Genomic DNA, 21944 nt, shown 5'->3' with positions numbered 1-21944 from the left:
AATTTTTCATCAGATTTCAATTAATTTGGACCTTGCTTTTTCCCCATCCCTTTTAGGGCTTATCCCTGCAAGGGATGTGTTATTCGGTCAAACAAATCTGAAAAAACTTTTTATTATCCACTCTAATTATGCTTCCTCTATCTCATGAAATTCCATTCATCGCTTTCATATTTGCTTTCTGCAATGGCCTTCACTTCCAGCAATTGCTTTTCGGTGAGGACATATGGCTCTAAATCGACCGAAAGTCCTTCGGCAAAACCTTTTTCGAAAGCTTCTTTCGCTTCAGGGATGGTTATCTTTCTCCCGGCAATGTCATTCATGGCCACAGCTTTGTTTTTTAAGTTTTTTTGCATTCTCTCTTTAACCCTGTCATTTGAGAATTTAAATACGCTAAAGAGCTTATCATCATCAAGCTCAAGCAAAATGGACCCGTGCTGAAGGATGACGCCTTTTTGCCTGGTTTGAGCGCTGCCAGCGACCTTCCTGCCCTCAACGACCAGTTCATACCAGCTAGGTGCATCAAAGCAGACGGAAGACCTGGGCGATTTTAAAGCCGCTTTTTCCTGTTCGCTTCGAGGCACGGCAAAATAAGCATCCAATCCAAGATTCCTGAACCCCATCAATATTCCTTCAGAAATGACACGATAAGCTTCAGTAACGGTGGTTGGCATTCCCGGATAGGATTCTGGAACGATTACACTATAAGTCAATTCATGTTCGTGCAGTACCGCTCGTCCTCCTGTCGGCCTGCGAACAAAACCAAGGCCCTGCCTTTTGACCTCTTCCAGATCAATCTCCGCTTCTGCCTTTTGAAAATAACCGATCGACAATGTCGCTGGATCCCAGCCGTAAAAGCGTATGATCGGCGGAATTTCCCCTTTGCTTTGCCAGTTTAACAGGGCTTCGTCCAGCGCCATATTAAAAGCCGGTGAACAATACCCCGAATCTATAAAACCCCATTTTTCTTTAGTCATCCTTACCCCTCGTTTCGATAGACGTTTTTCAATCCCCCACAAAAAACTCACATGTAGTAGTTTAACAGACTTTAACACTCTAAAAAAGAAAGTGCTATCAAGTCATGAAGAATTTGATGAAAATTCTTTTTGATTATTGGGTAAAGCAATTATATAATAAAGATTGTCTGTATTCGTTAAGGTAGAAGGGAGTTTTTATGTTTGGAAATATTATATACACTGCTCATCATCCTAGGAGTGGTTATTGCGTATTCACTTTTTAATTGGTACCGCCAGCGTAAAATCGTTAAAACACTAACACAGGACGAATTTATCGCCAACTACAGAAAAGTGCAGCTAATCGATGTGCGGGAACCGAATGATTTCGAAAATGGTCATATCTTAGGCGCAAGAAACATCCCTATGACTCAAATGAAAACCCGCTTGGTCGAAATTAGGCCGGACAAGCCTGTATATTTGTATGCTCAAAGCGAAATCATCAGCGGCAGAGCTGCAGCCATGCTATACAAAAAGGGCTACAGGGAACTTTTTCACTTAAAGGGCGGTTTCAAGATGTGGACCGGGAAAATCAAAGCAAAGAAATAAGACCCCATCTCGGCATGGGCTCTTTTTAATTCCATAGCTCAAGTAAAAGAAAGTCAACTGTTGGACTTTAATGGAATCTTACATAAACATGAAAAATCCCCGCCGGAAGGCAGGGATTTTTTTCGTGTAAGCTACTAATCTAGGCTTGATAACGCAAAACGGGTTTTCTGGCAGCAAGAGTTTCATCAAGCCGCTTTATAACGGTTGTATGCGGAGCTTCCTGAACGATTTCCGGAGTTTCTTCCGCTTCCTTGGCAATCTGGATCATCGCATCGATGAACGCATCCAGCGTTTCTTTTGACTCGGTTTCAGTCGGTTCAATCATCATTCCTTCTTCCACGTTCAACGGGAAGTAAATGGTTGGAGGATGATACCCGAAATCCAGCAATCTTTTAGCTATATCGAGAGTCCTTACCCCCAATTTCTTTTGCCGGCGTCCGCTTAATACGAATTCATGTTTACAATGACGATTATATGGTAAGTCAAAATAAGGTTCCAACTTGCGCATCATATAATTGGCATTGATGACCGCGTTCTCTGTGACGGCTTTAAGGCCATCAGGACCCATTGAACGGATGTACGTATATGCCCTCACGTTTATTCCGAAATTACCATAATATGGTTTCACCCTACCAATGGATTGCGGACGATCATAATCAAGGACGAATTGCTCACCTTGCTTGACTATAAGAGGTTTAGGCAAGTATGGAATCAAGTCGGACTTCACACCTACAGGACCAGAACCCGGGCCGCCGCCTCCATGCGGGCCTGTGAATGTTTTATGGAGATTTAAATGAACCACATCAAAGCCCATGTCACCCGGTCGTGCTTTTGATAGGACTGCATTCAGATTGGCTCCATCATAATAAAGCTTCCCACCTGCGTCATGGACAAGTTGTGCCATTTCCAAAATATTTTCTTCAAACAATCCCAATGTATTGGGGTTCGTCAGCATCAAGGCCGCCGTATCAGGTCCGACAACACGTTTTAAATCTTCAAGGTCGACTAACCCATTTTCATCGGACTTCACTGTAATCGTTTCTAGTCCGGCAACAGTGGCAGAGGCAGGATTAGTACCATGGGCCGAATCAGGTACAATCACTTTCGTCCGTTCTGTATCTCCATTCGCTTCGTGAAAAGCGCGAATCATCATCAATCCTGTCCATTCACCGTGGGCACCTGCTGCAGGCTGTAATGTCACTTGGTCCATCCCGGTGATTTCCGTTAAGTGTTCCTGCAAATCAAATAATAGTCCCAATGCTCCTTGTACAGTAGCGGGATCTTGATATGGATGGATATGGGCAAAACCGTTAAAGCGTGCCACATTTTCATTTATTTTCGGATTATATTTCATCGTGCATGAACCCAGTGGATAAAAACCCGAATCCACCCCATGATTCCGTTTGGAAAGTGCAGTATAGTGACGCATGATATCCAGTTCGGACACCTCAGGAAGCTTTGCCTCTTCTTCACGGATGTAGTCGGCAGGAAGAATTTCTTCGAGCGGAATAGTTGCAACATCCATTTCTGGCAGACTGTACCCGATCCGGCCGGAAGTACTGATTTCAAAAATGAGTGATTGATCTTGATTATTCATGTTGATCCCCCAATTCCTGCGCAAGTGCATCAATTTCTTCTTTTGTTCTTAGTTCAGTTACCGCAACCAGCATATGGTCTTTCAATTCAGGATAAACCGTACCTAAATCGAAGCCGCCGATCATCCCTTTTTCAAAAAGGTTTTTATTGATTTCTGAAAACGGAGCAGGCAGTTTAATGACAAATTCATTAAACGAAGGACCGTCGAATATCACTTCCACCCCTTTTGCCATAATTGCTTTTTTCGCATAATGTGCTTTTTGAATATTTTGCACGGCCATTTCTTTGACACCCTTTTTCCCAAGCGCGGTCATTGCAACAGAAGCTGCCAAGGCATTCAAAGCTTGATTGGAACATATGTTGGATGTGGCTTTGTCACGGCGAATGTGCTGTTCACGAGCTTGAAGCGTCAGTACAAACCCTCTTTTTCCATTTTCATCAACCGTCTGACCGACGAGTCTGCCCGGAACTTTCCGTACAAATTTATTAGTAACCGCAAAATATCCACAATGAGGTCCACCGAATGCCGCTGGAATGCCGAATGGCTGAGCATCCCCCGTTACGATATCTGCACCGAGTGCACCAGGGGATGTCAAAGCTCCCAATGCAAGCGGATTACTGGAAACGATAAACATGGACTTGACGCCATGAATGATTTCTTCCATTTCTTTCAATGGCTCGATCCGGCCAAAAAAGTTCGGATATTGCACGATCACTCCTGCAATGTCATCATTCGCCAATTCACTTAAAGCAGCTAAGTCAGTCACACCGTCTTTATGGGGAATTTCGATCACTTCCACGCGTTGCCCTTTCGCATATGTCTTCACAACTTCTCTTGATTCAGGATGAACGGTTCCTGAAATGAGAATCTTCTTCCGCCTTGTCTGTCCTGAAGCAAGCATTGCTGCTTCAGCCAGCGCCGTCCCGCCGTCATACATGGAGGAGTTAGCCACATCCATGCCCGTCAATTCACATATCATCGTTTGATATTCAAAGATTGCTTGAAGCTCGCCCTGTGAAATTTCAGGCTGATACGGTGTATAAGCCGTATAAAACTCAGAACGGGAAAGAACATGATCGACGATGACCGGGGCGTAATGGTCATAGACACCCGCACCAAGGAAGGAAGCATAATTTTTAAGGTCCGCATTCTTTGCAGCAAGCCTTGATAATTCTTTCATTAATGCAGGTTCCGATTTAGCAGGCTTGATATCGTATTCTCCTTGAAAACGAACGCTTTCAGGGATATCATTGAAAAGTTCTTCAGCAGTTGATACCCCTATCGCTTCCAGCATTTCTTGTTTATCTTGCTCTGTCATGGGTAAATAACGATGTTTCATCTAATGACCATTCCCCTCTATTTACGTGGTTTTTTATAAAAAGGTGTTTGTATTATAACGGCTTTCAAACGTTTGGAACGGATTTCCACTTCGACCTCCGCATCCAGAACCGAAAATTCCTTATCGATAAGTACCAATCCAACGTTTTTCTTCAATGTTGGCGATTGGGTACCAGTCGTGACCTCGCCAATGACTTCATCACCGCTGTAGACCTTATACCCATGACGTGGAATGCCACGGTCAATCATTTCAATTCCCACAAGCTTGCGGGGAGCCCCTTTCTCCTTTTGCTCAGCAAGTACGGCTTTCCCGAAAAAATCAACTTCCTTATCCACTTTTACTGCAAAACCAATCCCGGCTTCTATCGGGGTGATGTCCGCTGAAAGCTCCTGCCCATACAGCGGCAGTTTCGCTTCAAAACGGAGGGTATCACGAGCACCTAAACCAATCGGCTGAACCCCCTCTTCCTTACCGGCATCCATAATCGCCTTCCAAAGGGCAGGGCCATTTTTACTGTCGCTATATATCTCAAAACCATCTTCACCAGTGTATCCAGTACGGGATACCAGAGTGGAGATACCGTTAATCATGACATGATCCTTGAACCTGAAAAATCCAATTTCACTTAAGTCAGTACTTCCTGATAGTTTTTGTAATATCTTCTCTGCAGCTGGTCCTTGAAGTGCCAGCTGTGTATAGTCACTGGATACATTCGTAATTTGGGCATCTTCCGTTAAATTAGCTTGCAGCCAATTGAAATCTTTTTCTGTATTCGCTGCATTGACCACGAGCAGATAGTCGTCCTCAGCCCTTTTATACACGATAAGATCATCAACCGTGCCTCCGTTTTCATAACACATGGCGGTATATTGGGCACCGCCTTGTTGCAGCTTTGATATATCATTGGTCAGCATCTTCTGTAAAAAGGAAAGGCTCCCAGGCCCCTTAACATCGACTTCCCCCATATGGGAAACATCGAATAACCCCGCTTTTGTCCGTACGGCTTCATGTTCATCCTTTATACCCGAAAATTGGACAGGAAGTTCCCAGCCGCCAAAATCAATCGTTTTACCTCCGTATTCACGATAAACCTCAAATAGTGGTGTTCTTTTTAAATTGGTCAAAAAATGACCCCCTTCAGATTTTTTAAAAAATTAATTGGCTTCATTATCAAAAGCTTCTTGTCATTACGCATCAGATACATCCTGATTCATGATGTGAAAAAAGCACAAAAAAGGACAGAGAAAGCCCGTTTGAGCTTTTTCTCTGTCCTGAAACCTGAAAGTTTACCTATGTAATAGGTTTTCCCCTTTGGTGGCCGCGTCCCATAACGGGCGGCGCTCTCCAGAGTTGCGTCCAATAAGAGTTCTTTTGCCTGAGAGATTCACTGCTAAGTTTGCTCCTTCGGCGCTACATCCGTAGTCTCTCCCCTTATCTTCACCCGCATATAAATGGTCTACCATTGAAAGGAAGCGAATAAGCCCCCAGCATCGGTAAAACCTTTGAACATAAATGGAATGCATTCTCTGCCAATTCTCCTAAAACTTCAGAAACCGTTTAACTGATCTCCTCGGTAATCTTGGATAAATTAGGAGCATATAGCCCATACTAAGAAAACGCGAACTGCAAAATCGATGTACAAACATTCTTTGCAGCGTTTGGAAATTGGAATTTTCTAAATATACTTATATCCTACCCTAAGAAACTTATCTCTGCAATAACTTTTGAAGAGAAATATTTATCTTACTTCACATATGAAATGTTCGGATTTTGACCTTATATTAAGGAAATTATGATTTAAGAGGGAGTTATTTCTATGAAAATCAATATATCCTTCAATTCTGAATGGAATGACGAGTTTCTGCAAAAGATGGAAAATGACGGTCCATGGGGAAATTGGGAACTTTATAAGTTGGCGGTTCAAATGGAGGAAAATCTTATCATCCCTGATTTTGAAGGTTTACAGGCGCCCAAGCACCTTCCTCAGTTAACCCCGCTTCCCCATCAATTGGAAGCGGCGAAGCAAGTAGTGGAAAAGATGAATGGAAAAGCTATTTTGGCTGATGAGGTAGGGCTGGGAAAAACAATTGAAGCAGGCTTGATCCTAAAAGAGTATATGATTAGGGGACTTGTAAAAAAAGTATTGATCCTTGTTCCGGCTTCCCTTGTCACACAATGGGCATTTGAATTGAATACCAAGTTTCATATTCCGGCAGTCGTTCAGAGAAAAAGTTATGTCTGGGACTCCTGTGATGTGGTCATTTCATCCATTGATACAGCGAAACGCGCTCCACATCGAGATATCATCTTTACTCAGGAATATGATTTCATCATTATTGATGAAGCTCATAAACTTAAAAATAATAAGACGAAGAACTATGAATTCGTCCAAAATCTGAAAAAGAAATTTTGTTTACTCCTGACAGCCACTCCGATTCAAAATAAAGTCGAGGAGATATTCCACCTCGTTTCGTTATTGAAACCGGGCCACTTGGGAAATGCCTCACTCTTTTCGGAAAAGTATAAAGGGAAAGGCCGGAACATAACTGAAGATGAACACCTAAAGGAACTGGTCAACACTGTCATGATTCGAAACCGGCGGGCCGATACTGGCATTGAATGGACAAAACGGCATGTGGAAACCATCACCATTGAATTTTCTCCAACGGAACAAGCATTGTATGATGCTGTTTCCAAATTCAAGCCAATTTCGGATGGATCAAAAGGAAGCGCCTTTTCGGCTCTCACTCTCCAAAGGGAAGCATGCAGCAGCAGAGAGGCTGTCTTTTATACATTAAAGAATATGAGAGATAAATACGATCAGCCTTCCCCTGATTTTTTGGCAAAGCTTGATGATTTATTTACTAAAGTGAATGAAACGGTCCAGAACTCAAAGGCTGAAAAAGCTTTGGAACTGATCAAGAAAATTGATGACAAAGTAATTATCTTTACGGAATATAGGGCGACTCAACTATATCTCCAATGGTACCTACAGCAGAATGGAATTTCTTCTGTTCCTTTCCGGGGCGGTTTTAAGCGCGGAAAGAAAGACTGGATGCGAGAATTATTCCAAAAGAATATTCAGGTATTAATCGCAACAGAAGCTGGCGGGGAAGGGATAAACCTTCAGTTTTGCCATCACTTGATTAATTTTGACCTGCCATGGAACCCAATGAGGCTTGAACAGAGAATTGGACGGATCCACCGCCTTGGTCAGGAAGAAGATGTGATGATTTATAACTTTGCCACGAAAAATACAGTTGAAGAACATATACTGAAGTTACTATACGAAAAAATAAATTTATTTGAAAAAGTAATCGGTGAATTGGATGATATTCTAACCAAACTGGATATTAACAACATTGAAGAATATTTAATTGATGTAGTCGGCGAGTCCAAAACAGAGGGCGAAATGAAAATCAAGATGGATAATTTTTCATCATTGATCCAATTCGCTCAATCAATGAAGGAAGGTGAGGTTCATGCAGCAACGGGAAATTCATGATTTTTTAATCACTTTCTTTAAAGCCAACGATTGTGAAATACTGGATAATGCACCAACACACCTTACAGTGCAATTGACGATTGAAATGGATAAGGAATTAATGAACAGACCCTTTTATTGGCATTATCTAGAAAAAACAGGAGGTGTTCCGAACCCGGCACAGATCACATTCATTACCGACCCAGAACAAGCTCCATCCGATTTAAAGGGAGAAATGATTCATTTTGGCTCCCCTCGCCTTCACCAGATTATTCAATCAACCAAAAAGCTGGCAGGGTATACTAGACTTTTTGAGAATACGCCTCCATCAAAAGGCAGAAATAATCCTTTGTTTCCTTGGCTGACCTTGAATGTGAAAATATCGTATCAATGCGACCGCAAAAAAGATACTTTCATGTCAATCGGATTGAATTTAATCTCGGGTGAAATAATGGAAGGGTTTCACCATCGGGTTTTACCGATTAACGTCACCCCGAAAATACCGGATTACTCCTTTACGCTTTCACCTCTCATCATGCCCAAGAGTGGATTGGCAAGACTGGATACATACATCAGAACCAGTTTCGAGGATGATGACCATTCCTGGGCGGAGGAGGCAATGCTGCGCTGGCAGAATGACTTGAATTTATTGGAGCATTTTTACAAGGATATGGACGAAAAAAGTGAGAGCTATTATACCGAAAAAGAAGCACTAAAAGCACAATATGAACCCAACATCAGAATATCCATCATCAACGGAGGATTATTTTACCTTTCAGATAGTGCGTTGGGATAAGTAAAGAACAAAAAAACAGATGTCCAAAGTTCAGGACATCTGTTTTACTTTTTGATCGTTTTCCTTACAAACATCGACAAAGCAAAAGGGACAATGCCAAACCAATGGGACATACCATGGTTTTTATCCTCTTTTCTGTGACGGCGTTTTTCTTTTCGTTCTTTTTTCGTCAGATTGAAATACTCGACAAGCTGCTGCGTCAGATATTTAATATAAGCGTTTGTAGACATATAAAATCATCACCCTACGCAAAGTATTTCCGGTTTACGCTTTTTTTATTCCTTCCCTTGCTCCCTGAACACGTGAACCTGTTGTTTTGGTATTACATAGCTTGCTTCTCCAACCATTCTTTCACTTCCCCCGCTTCTTTATCGTATTGAATGATGACCCTTCCTTCTCGGTCATTTTTAGTTTTGGAAGAAAACTCGATATAGACGTAAGGACCTTCTTGCTTCATTAAGGAATATCGCACCACACCATTGGGATATGATTTTTTCCCCTGGATGATTTTCGGGATTTCTTCGCCCCACTCTGCCGTCACATCCTTGATGGCTAGATGGACAAGATGGTCGGCCACAAGCGACTCTTCCACTTCTTTATAAAACTTTTTATCAATGATAAACTGGTCGATCATTAGTATCGTGAACATGATGAAAACACTCGCCACAATCATGACCATCGGGAAAACGACTCCTTTTTGATTATTCATCGACTTTCGTATCATTCCTAAAGAAGGGATGAAATCTTCGACTGAAAGTAGTCCCTGCTTTATCCGTTATATTTATAACAATGACACTTCCATCCTTATCGACCCGGAATTCCGAAATGTTCTGCAAGATGACCTCATGCCCCATACCATCCACTCGTCTTCGTACCTTATCTTCATATTGTTCCAGCGATGATAATTGTTCACCTGAAAGCAAATATAATTTATTTCCCATTACATCTTGAGCTTTGGAACTCCGGACCTCCTGCTTCATTTGCATGGTAAAGACCTCCCACTCTTTAGGATGCAATTTATCAACGGACCTCATCTGGGTGTGAATGATTGAGAAGAGCTGCAGAACAAAAAGCGACGTCGTCATTAAAATCAATAAAGAAAAAAGCAATTCGATCATCGTAAAGCCATCATTTTTTTGCAGCATCACAAATGGATTCCCAATTACCCGTTTCATCTTCATAGCGTACACACCCTTCAATCATTCCCGGGAAATCCCCATGGTCCTTCCAAACCAATTCAAAGCTTCTTTTTTTGTAAATGATCTCCTGACCAACTGCCTGAATCTCCCCATCCATGAACGCCGTCAACCTTTCATATAATAAATGGTGGGCTTCTGTCCTTACGGAAATATCTTTCCGATGCGTCAATACCTCTTCAAGCATTGGTAAAATGGCAAGGACCAGTAATATACAAACGGAAAATGCAGCCATCAGTTCAAGGTAGACGTACCCTTTACAATTTCTCAATCCGGAACCTCCCTTTACCGATATTGAGCACTAGCTTGTACTTTCCCTTTGACGTGTCAATCATAATCGTTCCGGCTTTGGAAGCATTTCCATATTGATTAAAATGGAAGCTGTACCCCAAAGTGCCGCTTAAAAACTGTATATCCTCTGGTATGCTTCTTTCTAAAACGATCCCCTCCTTATAAGACGAAACGGTATAAACCTTTTTGGTATTATCAATGTGGAGGTAAATCAAGCTCTCATGACTGATGGCATACTGTTGAGCATAGAAAAGATCTTCATGGAATTGAGAAAGAAATAGCCTATTTTCCATTCCTTTAGTGAAGCTGGGATATAAATTAGGACCGATGGAAATAAGGAGTACAAAAATAGCGAGGACAATAAGGGTTTCAGATAGTGTGTACCCACCATCGGAATGCCGTATATTCACTTCTCTCCTACTCAACGACCGTTATCTTTCCTTTACTATCCAAACTAATTTCATCCCCATTTGGGCAGGAAGTCTGTTTGAGATAGCCTTGACTTTCCAATTCATCGATACTTCCGGGCAGTTTAGCATTATCGATTTCATAAGCCTGCACCTGTGCTTGGGCCATCTTCACGAAAGCTTCACATCCTTTAGACTGGATTGTGGATTGGTTTTTCGTGATATTGGGGATTGTTATAATCAAAAGGATGGATATCACCAGTAAAACAATAAGCATTTCAATTAGTGTAAAACCACGTTCATTCATCACTTTCTTCAACATATCATCATGCTCCTGAAGCATCTGAATACCAGATGACCTTCGGGCACTTTCACCTCCGGAATACAAAAATGAAATCCTATAAACCTTCGAGCAGTGAGAACATCGGCAGCAAAACCGCCAAATAAATGGACACGATCAAAAGACCTATCAGTGAAAACATTAAAGGCTGAATGATTTTCAAGATTGCATTCATTCTCTCTTCAATTTTCTCCAGTATAAAACGACTGTAATGAAGTAACTCGGCATCAAGTCTGCCGTATTTTTGACCATTTGCAGCGACCACCGGTAAATTCCCATCAAAATATGGGAGCTCCCGAAAAATCATTTCAAGTGATCTGCCCTCGATCAGATCATCTTTGATGATATTGCAAAGTTTTTGGTAAAAAGGCTGCTGTTGATTTATCGAGAATAATTTGATGCTATCGTTAATCGACAGCCCTCCGGAAAGCAAGCCACTGAATTGGCTTGCAAAAAAATAAGTTTCGTATAATTTGATGAACGTCCCGAATATCGGAATCCCCATCAATATCCTTCGCTGCCTTAATGGGCATAATCCATTGAACCAAAACCGTTTGAGTGCATACAAGAATAGGAGCAATCCGAGTAATAAGAAGGGGAGTGCTGGAAGAATGAACGTGGAGGCTGACATTAATCTTAAGAGAATATGCTGATCGACATCCATGGTGAAATAGATGGTCTGGAATTTGGGAAGGAGAACACTCTGAAGAATATAAAAAACGATGCTTACAAAAAAGACTAAGAATACGGGATACATCATTAACTTTTTTACTTTATCCATATCCTCGATTCTTTTCTTCCAATATCGCCCTCCTTCTTTCAACGACCGTTCCAGGTCGCCATATTGTTCTCCATAAAATATATAACTTACAAGCTGCGGATGAAAATTAAGATGGGTCAGCACCATGTGCAACGGGTAGCCGTTCCTTAAATCAGCTATAGCCTGAGTGAAGTCTTCCGCTTTTTTCTTTGATTCCTGAAATTCAAGAAAATGTAAAGCTTCCGCCAAAGGATAACCATGATTCAATAATTCACCTAGCTTCGAAATAAAGACCGCCTGCTCTTTTACCTTCCATTTACTTTTTGGTTTCATGGTATACCAGCCGTTCATATTCCTGAGCATCCACATAGCCCATCGCAACCGCTTTTCCGATTTCATCCTTTAATTTGCGGTAGCTGACCGTTGCCTTTCCTTTTTCATCTCCCATTATCCGGAGAACTTCAGCCAGACTTTTTCCATATAGCAATTCATATACACTTGCCCTTTTATTCCTCGCAGTCATTTTGCAAGCTAAAGCACAGTCCCCTTTACACGGAAGACATCGCAATTCAACCAGCCGCTGCGCTGTCACGCCAATCAAAGTCTGTTCAACCTCAAGTAAGCTGACACCAAATTCCAGTAATCTGGAGATGGCGCCCTGGGCATCCCTCGTATGCATGGTCGTTAGTATCAAATGACCGGTTAATGCGGCACGGACTGCGATTTTGGCAGTTTCTGCATCCCTGACTTCCCCAACCATGATCACGTCCGGGTCATGCCTCAGAACAGCTTTTAGGCCGACGGAATACGTAATGCCCGCCTTTTCATTGATTTGGACTTGCAATACCTTTTCGGATACATTTTCAATGGGGTCTTCAAGTGTAATGATATTTCGATTGATCATCACATGGGCGTGGTGAAGCAGGGAATATAATGTCGTGGTTTTCCCACTGCCGGTCGGGCCGGTAAATATGAGCATGCCATGGGAATGCTTCAGGAGTGCAATCAATTTTTGAACGGTGTTTGGAAATAAGGATAACTGTTCTAAAGGAAGGATATTCTGTTGGGGTATTAAGCGGATGACCAAACTTTCGAGATGGGCAGTGGGTAAAGTGGAAAGGCGGAGTCCGACCACCTGGTTAGCCAAATTGATAGTGATGGCGCCACTCTGGGGCCTCCTTTTCTCCCCTATATCCATCGAGGCAAGGAACTTCAAATGAGCGATCAGCCTTTCAGCTTCAAAGAATGATAATGTTTCCTGGGGAACAAGCTTATTGTCTATCCTGTATTGGATGAGAGGCCCCTCTCCGCGAAAAAAAATGTGGATATCCGATGCCGACTCCACGATGGCACGGGTTAGTATTTTTTCTGCGGTCTTTTCAATCGATATCAATTCATTCATCACCTCCTATGTTTCTTGTTGTATTGATTCGACAATCCACGACAAATTCCTGCTTTAGAATAAAAAAAATTCCCGAAAAAACTTCGAGAATCACCTCACATGCTCATTTTCAAATCAGGCCTCCGGGAAACCAAATTTCTTAATGCATCTACGTTATGGCCAATGACCAGTTTTTCCCCGTCTATGAGAATAGGCCTTCTTAATAACTTCGGTTCTTTTGTTAATAATTGGATGACATCAAAAAGCATCATTTCGTCAATATTAACTTGTAAGTCTTTGTATGCTTCACTCCTTGTCGCCAAGACTTCATCAAGTCCTTCCGATGTCAATTCAAGAATTCTTTTCAACTCTGCTACAGTTGGAGTCTCTCTGAATAAATGTCGCTCATCGAAGGAAACTTGATTGGCGATTAACCATTTTTTTGTTTTGCGGCAAGATGTACAACTTGGATACGAAAAGAAAGTTAACTGTGGCATACTAATCACTCCCCGTTCACATTTTGTATACATTTATAGTATATACAATCATTGTATAACATTTGTATAATTAATGTATACATTTTTGCTTTATAAAACCGTTTTAAATGTGAACGTTTTTTAAACTAAAGAGTGTTTACCCTTTCTCTTATTCCATTTTTTCCTGCCTGCATTATAATGGACATAGGTAAACTATGGAATAGCAGGAGGGTGTAATGGAACAAACGTTAAAAATAACAAACGTGTTAGCTGATCCCACCAGATATTATATATATCAGCATATAGTGAACAACCATGGTGATGTATCGGTACAGGAAATCGCCGATTCATTCAACATCCATCCAAATGTTGCCCGTCTACATTTGTCAAAACTTGAGGATATCGATATGTTGACCTCAAATTCCCGAAAGACCGGGAAAGGCGGTCGCCCAAGCAGACTTTATCGATTATCTGACAAAGTCATACAGCTTCATTTTCCATATAGGAATTATCAGCTGCTTGCAAAGATTGCCGTCCAGTCGATGATGACATTAGGGGAACAAGGAAAACAGGCTCTTTATGAAACGGGAAAAGTATTCGGGGAGGAATTGATCAATCAGCAACTAGCCCTGAACTCGACATCGGTAGATCGGCTTGCTTTTGCGGAAAAAGTCAACATGCTTAAAAATGCGGCTACCATTGCAGGGTTATCTCCCGAAATACAAGCAAGCGAAGAAGAAAATAAAATATCCTTCCGTATCTTCAATTGCCCGTTTAAGGAAGTTACTGAAGTCGAGCCAGGAACAATCTGCTCCATGCATAATTCATTTTTAAAAGGTATGTTCGAAGCCTTGTTTGAGAATGTCAATATTGTGGAAATAGAAAATATGATGTCCAATTGTGCAGCATGCTCATACCAGGCTTCGGTTCTCACATAGAAACAAAAGGCATCCTTTACATTACCTTACAATTTCATTTATAATTATTTAGAATGTACACGACTAGACATAAGGAGGGATTCGGATGGAACGCATGTTCAGAGTATGTGGATTTTGGACAGGAATTATGGCCATTTTCTTTTATCTTGGCCATATGCATCAAACGTCTTTGCTTTTCATTGCACAAACGATCTTTTTTGTACTTTTAAGTTATTTGAAATTATCTGAGCGCATGTATATTTATGTTTTCGGCGCCTATCTTACCGTTTTCTTTGCAGGATTTTCCTACTGGAGCGTATTTATGATGACTCCGGGTGCTGCACATTAAGAACAAGCAATATTACATAACCCATGAATTTTGATTCATGGGTTTTTACTTGTCACCATTCAGGAAAGATCCTTACATCATCTGCTAAATTCTTCGATTGAAGCAACACTTTGAAATGTTCACTAAATCCCCCAGGAACGATTAGCCCCCGGATTGCCCGATTACGCTTTGCCGTTTTCGAGAATGGATCAGTTCCTTGATGGTCCTTCAATTCCTCTAGTATCCCGGCTTTAAGCAAGAATTCATTTTGAAGAAAAAGCCCTCGATTGGAAAGATCCTTTCTTTTTCCAATCTCGATTAATGTGTCAAAATGGATATGTGTCGTCAGATCCATATCACCAGGATACATAAGTGCATCTTTAATCATTTGATGCCGATAATAGCCCCTCAAGCTCCCTTGAAGATGAGCTGGCTCCTTCCATTCCTTATCGGTATAGCCATAATCAATTGTAAGGAGAATACCCGATTCGATACAGGAAACGATCTTCTCATATTCACGGATCATGTTTAGCGGAACTTCGTATCGTTGTTTTTCATGTAAGGTGATTTTTCGTTCAGTAAGGTAAGAAAGAATGTCAGGGTTGTCCAAAGGTTCTCTCTCTTCTACCAAATCACCTTCCTTTTCAGTGACGAATACCTCTACCAAGGCTCCCTTATACTTTTCAATGACATACACAGGCAACGCGTCGAAAAGTTCGTTTGAAAAGACGATTCCATTTACATTCGTCCATTTTTCTATACTGGCAGCAGAAACTGCCTGTTTGAATATCCCTAAACGTTTGTGCTGAATCTTTCTATGAAATGGACTGCCATCCACAAGAATATAAGTCAAAGAGTCCCATATCTGCGGTTCCGTTTCTTTTATGTAAACGAGGATGTCATACGCCAGTTTACCGTCCCCTGCGCCGACCTCGATGATTCTTGGTGAAACTCCGCATCTTTTTATCAAATATACGAACCATCTCGCCAGTGATCTCCCAAATGCATCGCCCACATTGCCAGACGTATAAAAATCCCCTCTTGGGCCAATCTTCTCTTTTGCGCATGCATAGTAGCCTATATTCGGCGTATATAAAACAGCATCCATATAGTCATTATAGGAGATTCTTTTTTGCGGGCTTCCTGCAATCAATTCCTTTAAATGATTTTTCAACACAATAGCCTCCGTTTCCATGATTTTTCAATCTTATTATAAAACACAGTAAATAAGTTTTTTTAACGACATTCATACAGAAAACAAATTTAAAGTTCACAAAATGTCCAAATTTTTATCTCGCAGTTATAACAGTGCATCCACTAAATGAATTTAATAATATTACTTCAGGGGAGGTTCAAAAATGCACATTGGGGAAGACCCTGTTTTTTATATTCAGTATAGTTCCGGAATTGACCCATTTCAATATTTTCACATAATTAAGAACTTAAAAAAACAGGTGCCATAGCGGCACCTGAAAAAGTAATTATCTCAAAAAGGGATTAGTATTCTTTTCATCCAGAATCGTCGTGACAGGGCCATGACCTGGAAAAACGATAGCATCATCAGAAAGTGTCAGCAGCTTCTTTTCAATGCTATTTAAGAGCACTGACTCGCTTCCGCCTATTAAATCGGTTCTGCCAACGCTTCCTTGGAACAGGACGTCCCCAGAAAAGAGGAGACGTTCGTCCTTCACATAATACGAAACGCTCCCTGGTGAGTGTCCAGGGGTTTCGAATACTTCGAAAGTGAATCCTCCAATAGTAAGCTCTTGCTCATTTGCCAAGATGTGATCAGCAGGCTTCATTCGCATTGGACTTTCAGGGAACCAGTTTTGAGAACCATTCAATGCGGGATCAAGTAGCCACTTGGCCTCTTTTTCATGAATATATGCAGGGATTCCATAATGGTCCCGAATAGCATCCAGAGCACCGATATGGTCAAAATGTGCATGTGTCAATAAAATCGCTAAAGGCTTTAAATTTTTTGTTTGTATGTATTGTATGATTTTCTGTGGCTCTTCACCCGGATCGAAAATGATGCAATCCTGTCCATCGGAAACTACATAACAATTCGTTTGCAGCGGGCCTAGAGGCATTTGTGTCCATTTCATTTCCATCAACTCCAATATGATTTTCTATCTTTATCTTACACTAATTAAGCTGCTAATGTTAATCCAGTTTACTCAAGTCATAGAAGTGTCACCTATTAAACCTCGACAAATAATTGAAAAAATATTAAGATATTAACAAATGCAATCTTTTCTACATATTTTTGGTAGTTGCTTTATTCTCTGGGTATATTATTAGGGATTAGGTATTCATTACGAAAAAAGGGGGTTTTGACATGATATTAATGGTTGTTTTCGGACTTGTGGCTATATTAGGAGTAGCAGCTGTGTTTACCTCATTAAAAAAGAGAAACTTCTTAGGATTCATTTTTGCAGCCGGCAGTGCAGTCGTGTTTGGCTGGTTCACTGTCATGACAGTCATCAACAGCGGTTTTCCTGTTGCCCATTGAAGAAAAAAGCTCGCCATCCGGCGAGCTTTTGTTTTAGGTTATCATGTTTGTTTGAACAATCTTTGTATTTGATGGGTTTTCATATCAATGATTTTCTCAAATTGATATCCATATAAGCAGAAGTTGCCATCAAGCGAACAGCTTAATGGTTCATTTTCCATGTCCTTCATCAATTCTTCTTGTGTGCCTTTTTCCCAATTTAATTTAGTTAAGGTAAACCTTCCCTCATATTGGTCCGCATCTTTTGATTCATTAGGAATAAACGTGATGAATTCCTTGTTTTTTTCAATGAAATCATAGGATGGAATGACCCAATCTGAAAAGCTTTTCAATAGTGGCACGGAAAAAGAGTGGATCGGCTTGTTTGTTGGATCATAAAATGCATATGTACCCCGATCTTGTTTTTCTGTCTCCACTTGAATCGTCATCAGCGCTTGCTTCATTTTTTTAAAGTGAATGACATCGAGCATAAGGCTGTCTGCCCCATCCCCATGCAGCGCTTTTTTTTCTAGGGGAGCCGTCAAAGCAGGTTCTTCTTTGTCCCAATCCAAAAACATCAAGTCATTTTCACTTGCCCATTGAGCAAAGGGCTGCGGAAAGTCCAGAGTTTCCATAGTTTGTTCATCTGGATTCAATACATAACTGCTGTATGTCCAATCTTCATAAAAGCTCGATACAAACAACCGGCCATCTTTAAATGAATTCCACTCATAAGCTAATTCATAGGCTGGGATCGCCACGGAATACAGTGGATTCCCCGTTTTACCGAGTATTGTGATTGATGCTTTATCCGAAGAGGTAAAGGACGACAACAAAATATGCGTACCAGACGGACTGATCGATACTTCAGAAAACGCAAAAGCCGGCTGATAGAAAACGGAAGTTTCATTCGTTTCCAAATTCCATGCCATCAACTGGGATAATTCATTACCATCCCGCTTCACAGAATATAAAATGGTTTTTGAATCCAGCCATCCAAAAATGGCTTCGATTTTTTCCGTTTCTGCGGTCGGGACCTTTAAATTGCTTACTGAAGTTTCCTGGTTAGATTGGGAGTGTTCTTTTTCCGAATCATTTACGGGTTTACTAAGGTCCTTGGAAGGCTCACAAGCCGAGATAAGAAGGATAGTGGAGATAAATAATGGGACGAAACACAACATCTTACAAATGGAAAGCCGCATACAAAGTGCTGCTTTGGATACTTTAATCTCCACACACCTCCCACTTCAAAACTAAAACGCCTGGCATATGTGAGCGAGACATTAGAAAGAGAGTAAGGATTAACCAATCGAATCCTTACTCTCTTTCATTATAAAGTAAAAAAGAGAAAATGTGGCGGATAATGATCTTATATTTTTTTGGAAGTATATTCCTTAGGGGGAATGCATCACATATATAGCCCTGCCATCAAAATCTTGACGGAATCTTCATATATACCAGGCAAATGGGATAGCGGAAGCGGATTTATGCCCTTTCCCAGTTCGATTGTGAATCCACTGCGTTTGAATTCCTGAATGAACCAATCTTTATACCCAGCATGACTGTCAACGTATTTTACGGCCCGATATCCGCTGCGCTCCTCAAACTCCCTCGCAACATTCGCTGAATGTTCAGGTTCATGTCCCTCATATCCCCAATAGAATTCTTTTCCCTGGGTGTGAAGTGCAAGCACTCTTTCAAAATTCCGTCTTATTGCCAGCTCCTTCATGGCCAATGCTTCTGGTTCTGATAACGCGGTTTCTCCTGGAAAATCCCTCGGGGCAGGGGCTTTTGGAATCTTTCTGCGCTTTTCAACCTCCCAGTTAGCAGGATATTGGTTATTCAGGTCTACACCGCGGATATTGGCTTTCCAAGCATAAAAGGCAGGATTACCATTATTTATTTTTAAAACATCAACCTTCCCCTCTGCCGCCTCCTCCCCCTTTAGGACAAGGTCGACTCCATCCGGATTCACCATTGGAACCATCGAAATGGACATATCCCGGTAGTACGGCATACAGTCCATTCCGCAAAGTGTACGATCATTCGTTACGGCCAGCAGAAAATCATTCAGCCATTTCATCAAAACCGCAGTAGTGATCCATTCATTAGCGTGGAATGAACCGTTATAATGTATGATCTTTTCACCTTGACCGATTCTTACCTCAAGGAGTTCTTTTCCCAGCACACTCTTTCCGACCGATTCAACCTTAATAAAGGGGTAATGACAAGATAGAACATCAAGATCGTCAAGAAGTGATTGATATTCGTAGGGCATGTCGGTGACTATCACGGGATTCATCACCCGGACGGGTACCGAAAAAGGCTTTTGTCCATCTTGATTCAATAATACTATCCCATCGATTGGCAGGTGATATTGTAAAGCGATTTCAGCAAAATCGATATCTAACCGGGACTCTTGCTGAACAATGTATCCAGGTATCTGTACTTCGATGCCATTTGGCAAAACACCGCCAGTAATGGCCGGATTGGCATCCTCAATCAAAACCCGGGGAATTTGGAACAATTGACTGTAGTATGCCAAATCATCCCCGCTTCTGCTCACAACTTTCATTCAGCCTCCGCCCCTTTCATTGTTTTATCTTTATGAAGGGAAAAACAGAAAGATGTTCAGGAAGTCTCTTGTTTCATAATTGTAAGGGGTACTGATTTCCGTGAAAAAGCGAAAAAACCTGGATTGCACCAGGTTTCCTTTTTCAAGGCTGCTCATAAAATCGGAGCAAATCCCCGTAAATGATTTTGTCGGAGTAATCAAGCTCCTGCTTTGCCTTTTCCAAATACTTCTCACATGAATCCTTTGCAGTCGCCGCCCCGGTCTTTTTATCATAGCAGGTATCCATCGTATAGAGGTAATCCTTCGTGATGAAACTGCTATCGCGAAGAACGGTGAATTCTAATTTCTCTCCGGAAAATAGATCTTTGCCGAATTCAATATAATCATCATTTTCAATTCCCAATAAATGAAGGAGAGTCGGCCTTACATCAATTTGGCCGGCAACGGTGGAAATCGTCTTTCCCTTCTGCCCGGGGACATGTATGATGAGCGGGACACGCTGAAGCTGGATGGATTCGAATGGCGTAATTTCCTTCCCAAGGAACTGGCTCATGGCAGAGTTGTGATTTTCAGAAATTCCATAATGGTCTCCGTATAGAACAATGATGGAATCCTCATATAATCCATTACGTTTCAAATCGCCGATAAACTGTTTCAAGGCTTCGTCGGTATAACGTACGGTCGGGAAATACTGATTCAATGTTTTGGAATTCGAATCGTAAGGTTCCAATGTCCGGTCTTCTTCATTCAAAGTGAATGGAAAATGATTGGTTAACGTTATGAACTTGGCATAAAAAGGCTCAGGCATCCTCTTCAAGTGAGAAATTGATTGTTTGAAGAACGATTTATCATTCAAACCCCAATTGATGGAATTCCCTTCAGACACTTTGTATTCATCACTATCATAAAACCGTTGGTACCCAAGAGAATCGTACATTATGTCACGATTCCAAAAGCTTTTATTATTGGCATGCAAGGAAGCCGTATAGTAACCTTTTTCCGTTAAGATTTCAGGTGTGGCTTTGTATTCATTTTGGGCATGAGTGAAAAATACTGCACCTCTACCTAAAGGATAGAGGGAATTTTCAATAATGAATTCTGAATCGGATGTTTTCCCCTGGCCGGTTTGGTGATAAAAGTTATTGAAATAATAGCTATCTTTAATGAATTGGTTCAGAAAAGGAGTGATTTCTTCCCCGTTGACAGTTTTATTGATGACAAAGCTTTGAGTGGATTCCAATGATATAAGAATCACATTTTTGCCTTTTGCCAGACCATAAAGTTCATCATTAACTTCTTTTTGATTGGCACGGACATAATTTTCAATTTCCGACAATTCACTGCCATCAGCAAGTGCACGTTGAGCTGATGATTTCGTCTGTAATATTGCATCATAGAGGTGATAATGGTACGTACCGATATTCTTAACGAGGATTTCGCGGTCAAACGTTCTTGTCAGGAGTTCAGGACGCGCCGCTTCTGCTAAAGCCAAGTTAAAAAATGTCACTCCTAAAGCCATTAACAAAAAGAATTTACGGTCCTGGGGATTGTATCGACTTTCATGGAATGTTTTTGGTTTGTATTTCAGCAGAAGCATCAAGCACAGAATATCGGCAAAATACAATAGATCACTCGGATTGATCAATTCATGTACACTGCTTCCAAGGTCGTTCATATTGCTCGTTTGAAAAAGAACGGGAATGGTTAAAAAATCATTGAAAAAGCGAAAAAAAACAAGATTGGCAAAGAGGACGAAGGTGATGAAAAAACTCATGATCAATAAATATGCTGTTCGTCTATTTTCTTTTAAAAATAGATTCACGCCAAGTATAAGTAAAAGGAAACTGACAGGATTGATGAATAGTATGAACTCCTGGATCCAATTATCAATATCTATCTCAAAACTTGTTTTATAGGCGATATATGTTTTAAGCCAAAGTGAAATCAATACGACCCAAAACAATGAATATCCCTGTTTTTTGAAGACCCTTTTCAATCCTGGTC

The 21944-nt window shown here is 41.1% G+C and carries 24 protein-coding genes and 2 riboswitches; of the genes, 6 read left to right on the top strand and 18 right to left on the bottom strand.

Annotated features, from left to right (window positions below):
- Nucleotides 1-137: 137 nt before the first annotated feature.
- A complete protein-coding gene (locus AC1DIV_RS06205) occupies nt 138-974 on the bottom strand; it encodes a lipoate--protein ligase family protein (RefSeq protein WP_048688324.1) in 837 nt (278 codons plus the stop codon).
- A gap of 201 nt (nt 975-1175) precedes the next feature.
- Here AC1DIV_RS06205 and AC1DIV_RS06200 point away from each other — a divergent pair, with 201 nt between their 5' ends.
- A complete protein-coding gene (locus AC1DIV_RS06200) occupies nt 1176-1559 on the top strand; it encodes a rhodanese-like domain-containing protein (protein WP_034308355.1) in 384 nt (127 codons plus the stop codon).
- A 139-nt stretch (nt 1560-1698) separates the two neighbouring features.
- On the opposite strand, the gene gcvPB is transcribed toward AC1DIV_RS06200, so the two are convergent.
- From gcvPB to gcvT, 3 genes are read right to left on the bottom strand one after another with little or no spacing between them, the layout of a single operon-like run.
- Nucleotides 1699-3156 (bottom strand): aminomethyl-transferring glycine dehydrogenase subunit GcvPB, encoded by a 1458-nt coding sequence (gcvPB, locus tag AC1DIV_RS06195; RefSeq protein ID WP_063594101.1) that lies wholly within the window; start codon nt 3154-3156, stop codon nt 1699-1701.
- Nucleotides 3149-4495, bottom strand: a complete 1347-nt coding sequence (gene gcvPA / locus AC1DIV_RS06190) for an aminomethyl-transferring glycine dehydrogenase subunit GcvPA (protein WP_477575989.1) — start codon at nt 4493-4495, stop codon at nt 3149-3151. The genes gcvPB and gcvPA overlap by 8 nt, the downstream gene beginning before the upstream one ends.
- Nucleotides 4496-4512: 17 nt before the next feature.
- A complete protein-coding gene (gcvT, locus tag AC1DIV_RS06185; protein ID WP_072273223.1) occupies nt 4513-5619 on the bottom strand; it encodes a glycine cleavage system aminomethyltransferase GcvT in 1107 nt (368 codons plus the stop codon).
- 140 nt (nt 5620-5759) lie between these two features.
- Nucleotides 5760-5845, bottom strand: a riboswitch (glycine riboswitch).
- 3 nt (nt 5846-5848) lie between these two features.
- A riboswitch (glycine riboswitch) is annotated at nt 5849-5936 on the bottom strand.
- Nucleotides 5937-6311: 375 nt separating this feature from the next.
- On the opposite strand from gcvT, the gene AC1DIV_RS06180 reads away from it, so the two are divergent.
- Together AC1DIV_RS06180 and AC1DIV_RS06175 are read left to right on the top strand one after the other, a co-directional pair.
- On the top strand, nt 6312-8000 hold the full coding sequence (locus AC1DIV_RS06180) for a DEAD/DEAH box helicase (protein WP_057278810.1): 1689 nt from the start codon (nt 6312-6314) through the stop codon (nt 7998-8000).
- A complete protein-coding gene (locus tag AC1DIV_RS06175) occupies nt 7978-8775 on the top strand; it encodes a YqhG family protein (protein ID WP_477575987.1) in 798 nt (265 codons plus the stop codon). The genes AC1DIV_RS06180 and AC1DIV_RS06175 overlap by 23 nt, the downstream gene beginning before the upstream one ends.
- Nucleotides 8776-8819: 44 nt before the next feature.
- On the opposite strand, the gene AC1DIV_RS06170 is transcribed toward AC1DIV_RS06175, so the two are convergent.
- The 9 genes from AC1DIV_RS06170 to AC1DIV_RS06130 all read right to left on the bottom strand — a co-directional run bounded on the left by AC1DIV_RS06170 (nt 8820) and on the right by AC1DIV_RS06130 (nt 13647).
- Nucleotides 8820-9005: a YqzE family protein gene (locus AC1DIV_RS06170; RefSeq protein ID WP_048688303.1), complete on the bottom strand. Its 186-nt coding sequence runs from the start codon at nt 9003-9005 to the stop codon at nt 8820-8822.
- Nucleotides 9006-9097: 92 nt separating this feature from the next.
- Nucleotides 9098-9484, bottom strand: coding sequence for a competence type IV pilus minor pilin ComGG (gene comGG, locus AC1DIV_RS06165; RefSeq protein ID WP_477575985.1), 387 nt, complete (start codon nt 9482-9484; stop codon nt 9098-9100).
- Complete coding sequence (gene comGF, locus AC1DIV_RS06160; protein ID WP_081088666.1) at nt 9477-9956, bottom strand: competence type IV pilus minor pilin ComGF; 480 nt, start codon at nt 9954-9956, stop codon at nt 9477-9479. Before comGF ends, comGG begins: the two co-directional genes overlap by 8 nt.
- The gene (locus AC1DIV_RS06155; RefSeq protein WP_323598480.1) at nt 9904-10242 is read right to left on the bottom strand and encodes a hypothetical protein; all 339 of its coding nucleotides are present in this window, start codon (nt 10240-10242) and stop codon (nt 9904-9906) included. Before AC1DIV_RS06155 ends, comGF begins: the two co-directional genes overlap by 53 nt.
- Nucleotides 10229-10672, bottom strand: coding sequence for a competence type IV pilus minor pilin ComGD (gene comGD, locus AC1DIV_RS06150; RefSeq protein ID WP_048688291.1), 444 nt, complete (start codon nt 10670-10672; stop codon nt 10229-10231). The genes AC1DIV_RS06155 and comGD overlap by 14 nt, the downstream gene beginning before the upstream one ends.
- Nucleotides 10673-10679: 7 nt before the next feature.
- Entirely contained in the window at nt 10680-10991 is a 312-nt protein-coding gene (gene comGC, locus AC1DIV_RS06145) for a competence type IV pilus major pilin ComGC (protein WP_048688337.1), read from the bottom strand.
- Nucleotides 10992-11067: 76 nt separating this feature from the next.
- The gene (comGB, locus tag AC1DIV_RS06140) at nt 11068-12120 is read right to left on the bottom strand and encodes a competence type IV pilus assembly protein ComGB (RefSeq protein WP_477575983.1); all 1053 of its coding nucleotides are present in this window, start codon (nt 12118-12120) and stop codon (nt 11068-11070) included.
- Nucleotides 12086-13171: a competence type IV pilus ATPase ComGA gene (gene comGA, locus AC1DIV_RS06135; RefSeq protein WP_477575982.1), complete on the bottom strand. Its 1086-nt coding sequence runs from the start codon at nt 13169-13171 to the stop codon at nt 12086-12088. The genes comGB and comGA overlap by 35 nt, the downstream gene beginning before the upstream one ends.
- A gap of 95 nt (nt 13172-13266) precedes the next feature.
- The gene (locus AC1DIV_RS06130; RefSeq protein ID WP_323598478.1) at nt 13267-13647 is read right to left on the bottom strand and encodes a Spx/MgsR family RNA polymerase-binding regulatory protein; all 381 of its coding nucleotides are present in this window, start codon (nt 13645-13647) and stop codon (nt 13267-13269) included.
- A 215-nt stretch (nt 13648-13862) separates the two neighbouring features.
- Here AC1DIV_RS06130 and AC1DIV_RS06125 point away from each other — a divergent pair, with 215 nt between their 5' ends.
- A complete protein-coding gene (locus tag AC1DIV_RS06125; protein ID WP_251540935.1) occupies nt 13863-14564 on the top strand; it encodes a helix-turn-helix transcriptional regulator in 702 nt (233 codons plus the stop codon).
- An 85-nt stretch (nt 14565-14649) separates the two neighbouring features.
- Entirely contained in the window at nt 14650-14892 is a 243-nt protein-coding gene (locus tag AC1DIV_RS06120; RefSeq protein ID WP_477575980.1) for a DUF2626 domain-containing protein, read from the top strand.
- Between the two features lie 52 nt (nt 14893-14944).
- Here the strand turns inward: AC1DIV_RS06120 and AC1DIV_RS06115 are convergent, their stop codons facing one another.
- Nucleotides 14945-16045 (bottom strand): class I SAM-dependent methyltransferase, encoded by a 1101-nt coding sequence (locus tag AC1DIV_RS06115; RefSeq protein WP_340876918.1) that lies wholly within the window; start codon nt 16043-16045, stop codon nt 14945-14947.
- Nucleotides 16046-16352: 307 nt separating this feature from the next.
- A complete protein-coding gene (locus AC1DIV_RS06110) occupies nt 16353-16979 on the bottom strand; it encodes an MBL fold metallo-hydrolase (RefSeq protein WP_477575978.1) in 627 nt (208 codons plus the stop codon).
- A gap of 233 nt (nt 16980-17212) precedes the next feature.
- Here AC1DIV_RS06110 and AC1DIV_RS06105 point away from each other — a divergent pair, with 233 nt between their 5' ends.
- Nucleotides 17213-17386, top strand: coding sequence for a DUF2759 domain-containing protein (locus tag AC1DIV_RS06105; RefSeq protein ID WP_034308396.1), 174 nt, complete (start codon nt 17213-17215; stop codon nt 17384-17386).
- A 41-nt stretch (nt 17387-17427) separates the two neighbouring features.
- Here AC1DIV_RS06105 and AC1DIV_RS06100 read toward each other — a convergent pair whose 3' ends face one another.
- The 3 genes from AC1DIV_RS06100 to AC1DIV_RS06090 all read right to left on the bottom strand — a co-directional run bounded on the left by AC1DIV_RS06100 (nt 17428) and on the right by AC1DIV_RS06090 (nt 21936).
- Nucleotides 17428-18600, bottom strand: a complete 1173-nt coding sequence (locus AC1DIV_RS06100; RefSeq protein ID WP_340876919.1) for a YqgU-like beta propeller domain-containing protein — start codon at nt 18598-18600, stop codon at nt 17428-17430.
- Between the two features lie 173 nt (nt 18601-18773).
- Complete coding sequence (locus AC1DIV_RS06095; RefSeq protein ID WP_477575976.1) at nt 18774-19940, bottom strand: M14 family metallopeptidase; 1167 nt, start codon at nt 19938-19940, stop codon at nt 18774-18776.
- 142 nt (nt 19941-20082) lie between these two features.
- Nucleotides 20083-21936 carry an LTA synthase family protein gene (locus AC1DIV_RS06090; RefSeq protein ID WP_340876921.1) on the bottom strand — a complete coding sequence of 618 codons (1854 nt, stop codon included), beginning with the start codon at nt 21934-21936 and terminating at the stop codon, nt 20083-20085.
- Nucleotides 21937-21944: the final 8 nt, after the last annotated feature.

The organism is Peribacillus sp. 05N428, from assembly GCF_056397085.1.
Note: the sequence above shows the minus strand (reverse complement) of the source record. Positions and strands in the feature narration are given on the sequence as shown.

Coding starts and splice junctions, on each gene's coding strand:
- gcvPB (WP_063594101.1), bottom strand. CDS start 3,156: ATGAATAATCAAGATCAATCACTCATTTTTGAAATCAGTACTTCCGGC.
- AC1DIV_RS06205 (WP_048688324.1), bottom strand. CDS start 974: ATGACTAAAGAAAAATGGGGTTTTATAGATTCGGGGTATTGTTCACCG.
- comGC (WP_048688337.1), bottom strand. CDS start 10,991: ATGTTGAAGAAAGTGATGAATGAACGTGGTTTTACACTAATTGAAATG.
- gcvPA (WP_477575989.1), bottom strand. CDS start 4,495: ATGAAACATCGTTATTTACCCATGACAGAGCAAGATAAACAAGAAATG.
- AC1DIV_RS06175 (WP_477575987.1), top strand. CDS start 7,978: ATGCAGCAACGGGAAATTCATGATTTTTTAATCACTTTCTTTAAAGCC.
- AC1DIV_RS06125 (WP_251540935.1), top strand. CDS start 13,863: ATGGAACAAACGTTAAAAATAACAAACGTGTTAGCTGATCCCACCAGA.
- comGB (WP_477575983.1), bottom strand. CDS start 12,120: ATGAACGGCTGGTATACCATGAAACCAAAAAGTAAATGGAAGGTAAAA.
- comGA (WP_477575982.1), bottom strand. CDS start 13,171: ATGAATGAATTGATATCGATTGAAAAGACCGCAGAAAAAATACTAACC.
- AC1DIV_RS06095 (WP_477575976.1), bottom strand. CDS start 19,940: ATGAAAGTTGTGAGCAGAAGCGGGGATGATTTGGCATACTACAGTCAA.
- AC1DIV_RS06105 (WP_034308396.1), top strand. CDS start 17,213: ATGATATTAATGGTTGTTTTCGGACTTGTGGCTATATTAGGAGTAGCA.
- AC1DIV_RS06130 (WP_323598478.1), bottom strand. CDS start 13,647: ATGCCACAGTTAACTTTCTTTTCGTATCCAAGTTGTACATCTTGCCGC.
- AC1DIV_RS06120 (WP_477575980.1), top strand. CDS start 14,650: ATGGAACGCATGTTCAGAGTATGTGGATTTTGGACAGGAATTATGGCC.
- AC1DIV_RS06110 (WP_477575978.1), bottom strand. CDS start 16,979: ATGAAATGGACACAAATGCCTCTAGGCCCGCTGCAAACGAATTGTTAT.
- comGF (WP_081088666.1), bottom strand. CDS start 9,956: ATGAAGATGAAACGGGTAATTGGGAATCCATTTGTGATGCTGCAAAAA.
- comGG (WP_477575985.1), bottom strand. CDS start 9,484: ATGAATAATCAAAAAGGAGTCGTTTTCCCGATGGTCATGATTGTGGCG.
- AC1DIV_RS06180 (WP_057278810.1), top strand. CDS start 6,312: ATGAAAATCAATATATCCTTCAATTCTGAATGGAATGACGAGTTTCTG.
- AC1DIV_RS06170 (WP_048688303.1), bottom strand. CDS start 9,005: ATGTCTACAAACGCTTATATTAAATATCTGACGCAGCAGCTTGTCGAG.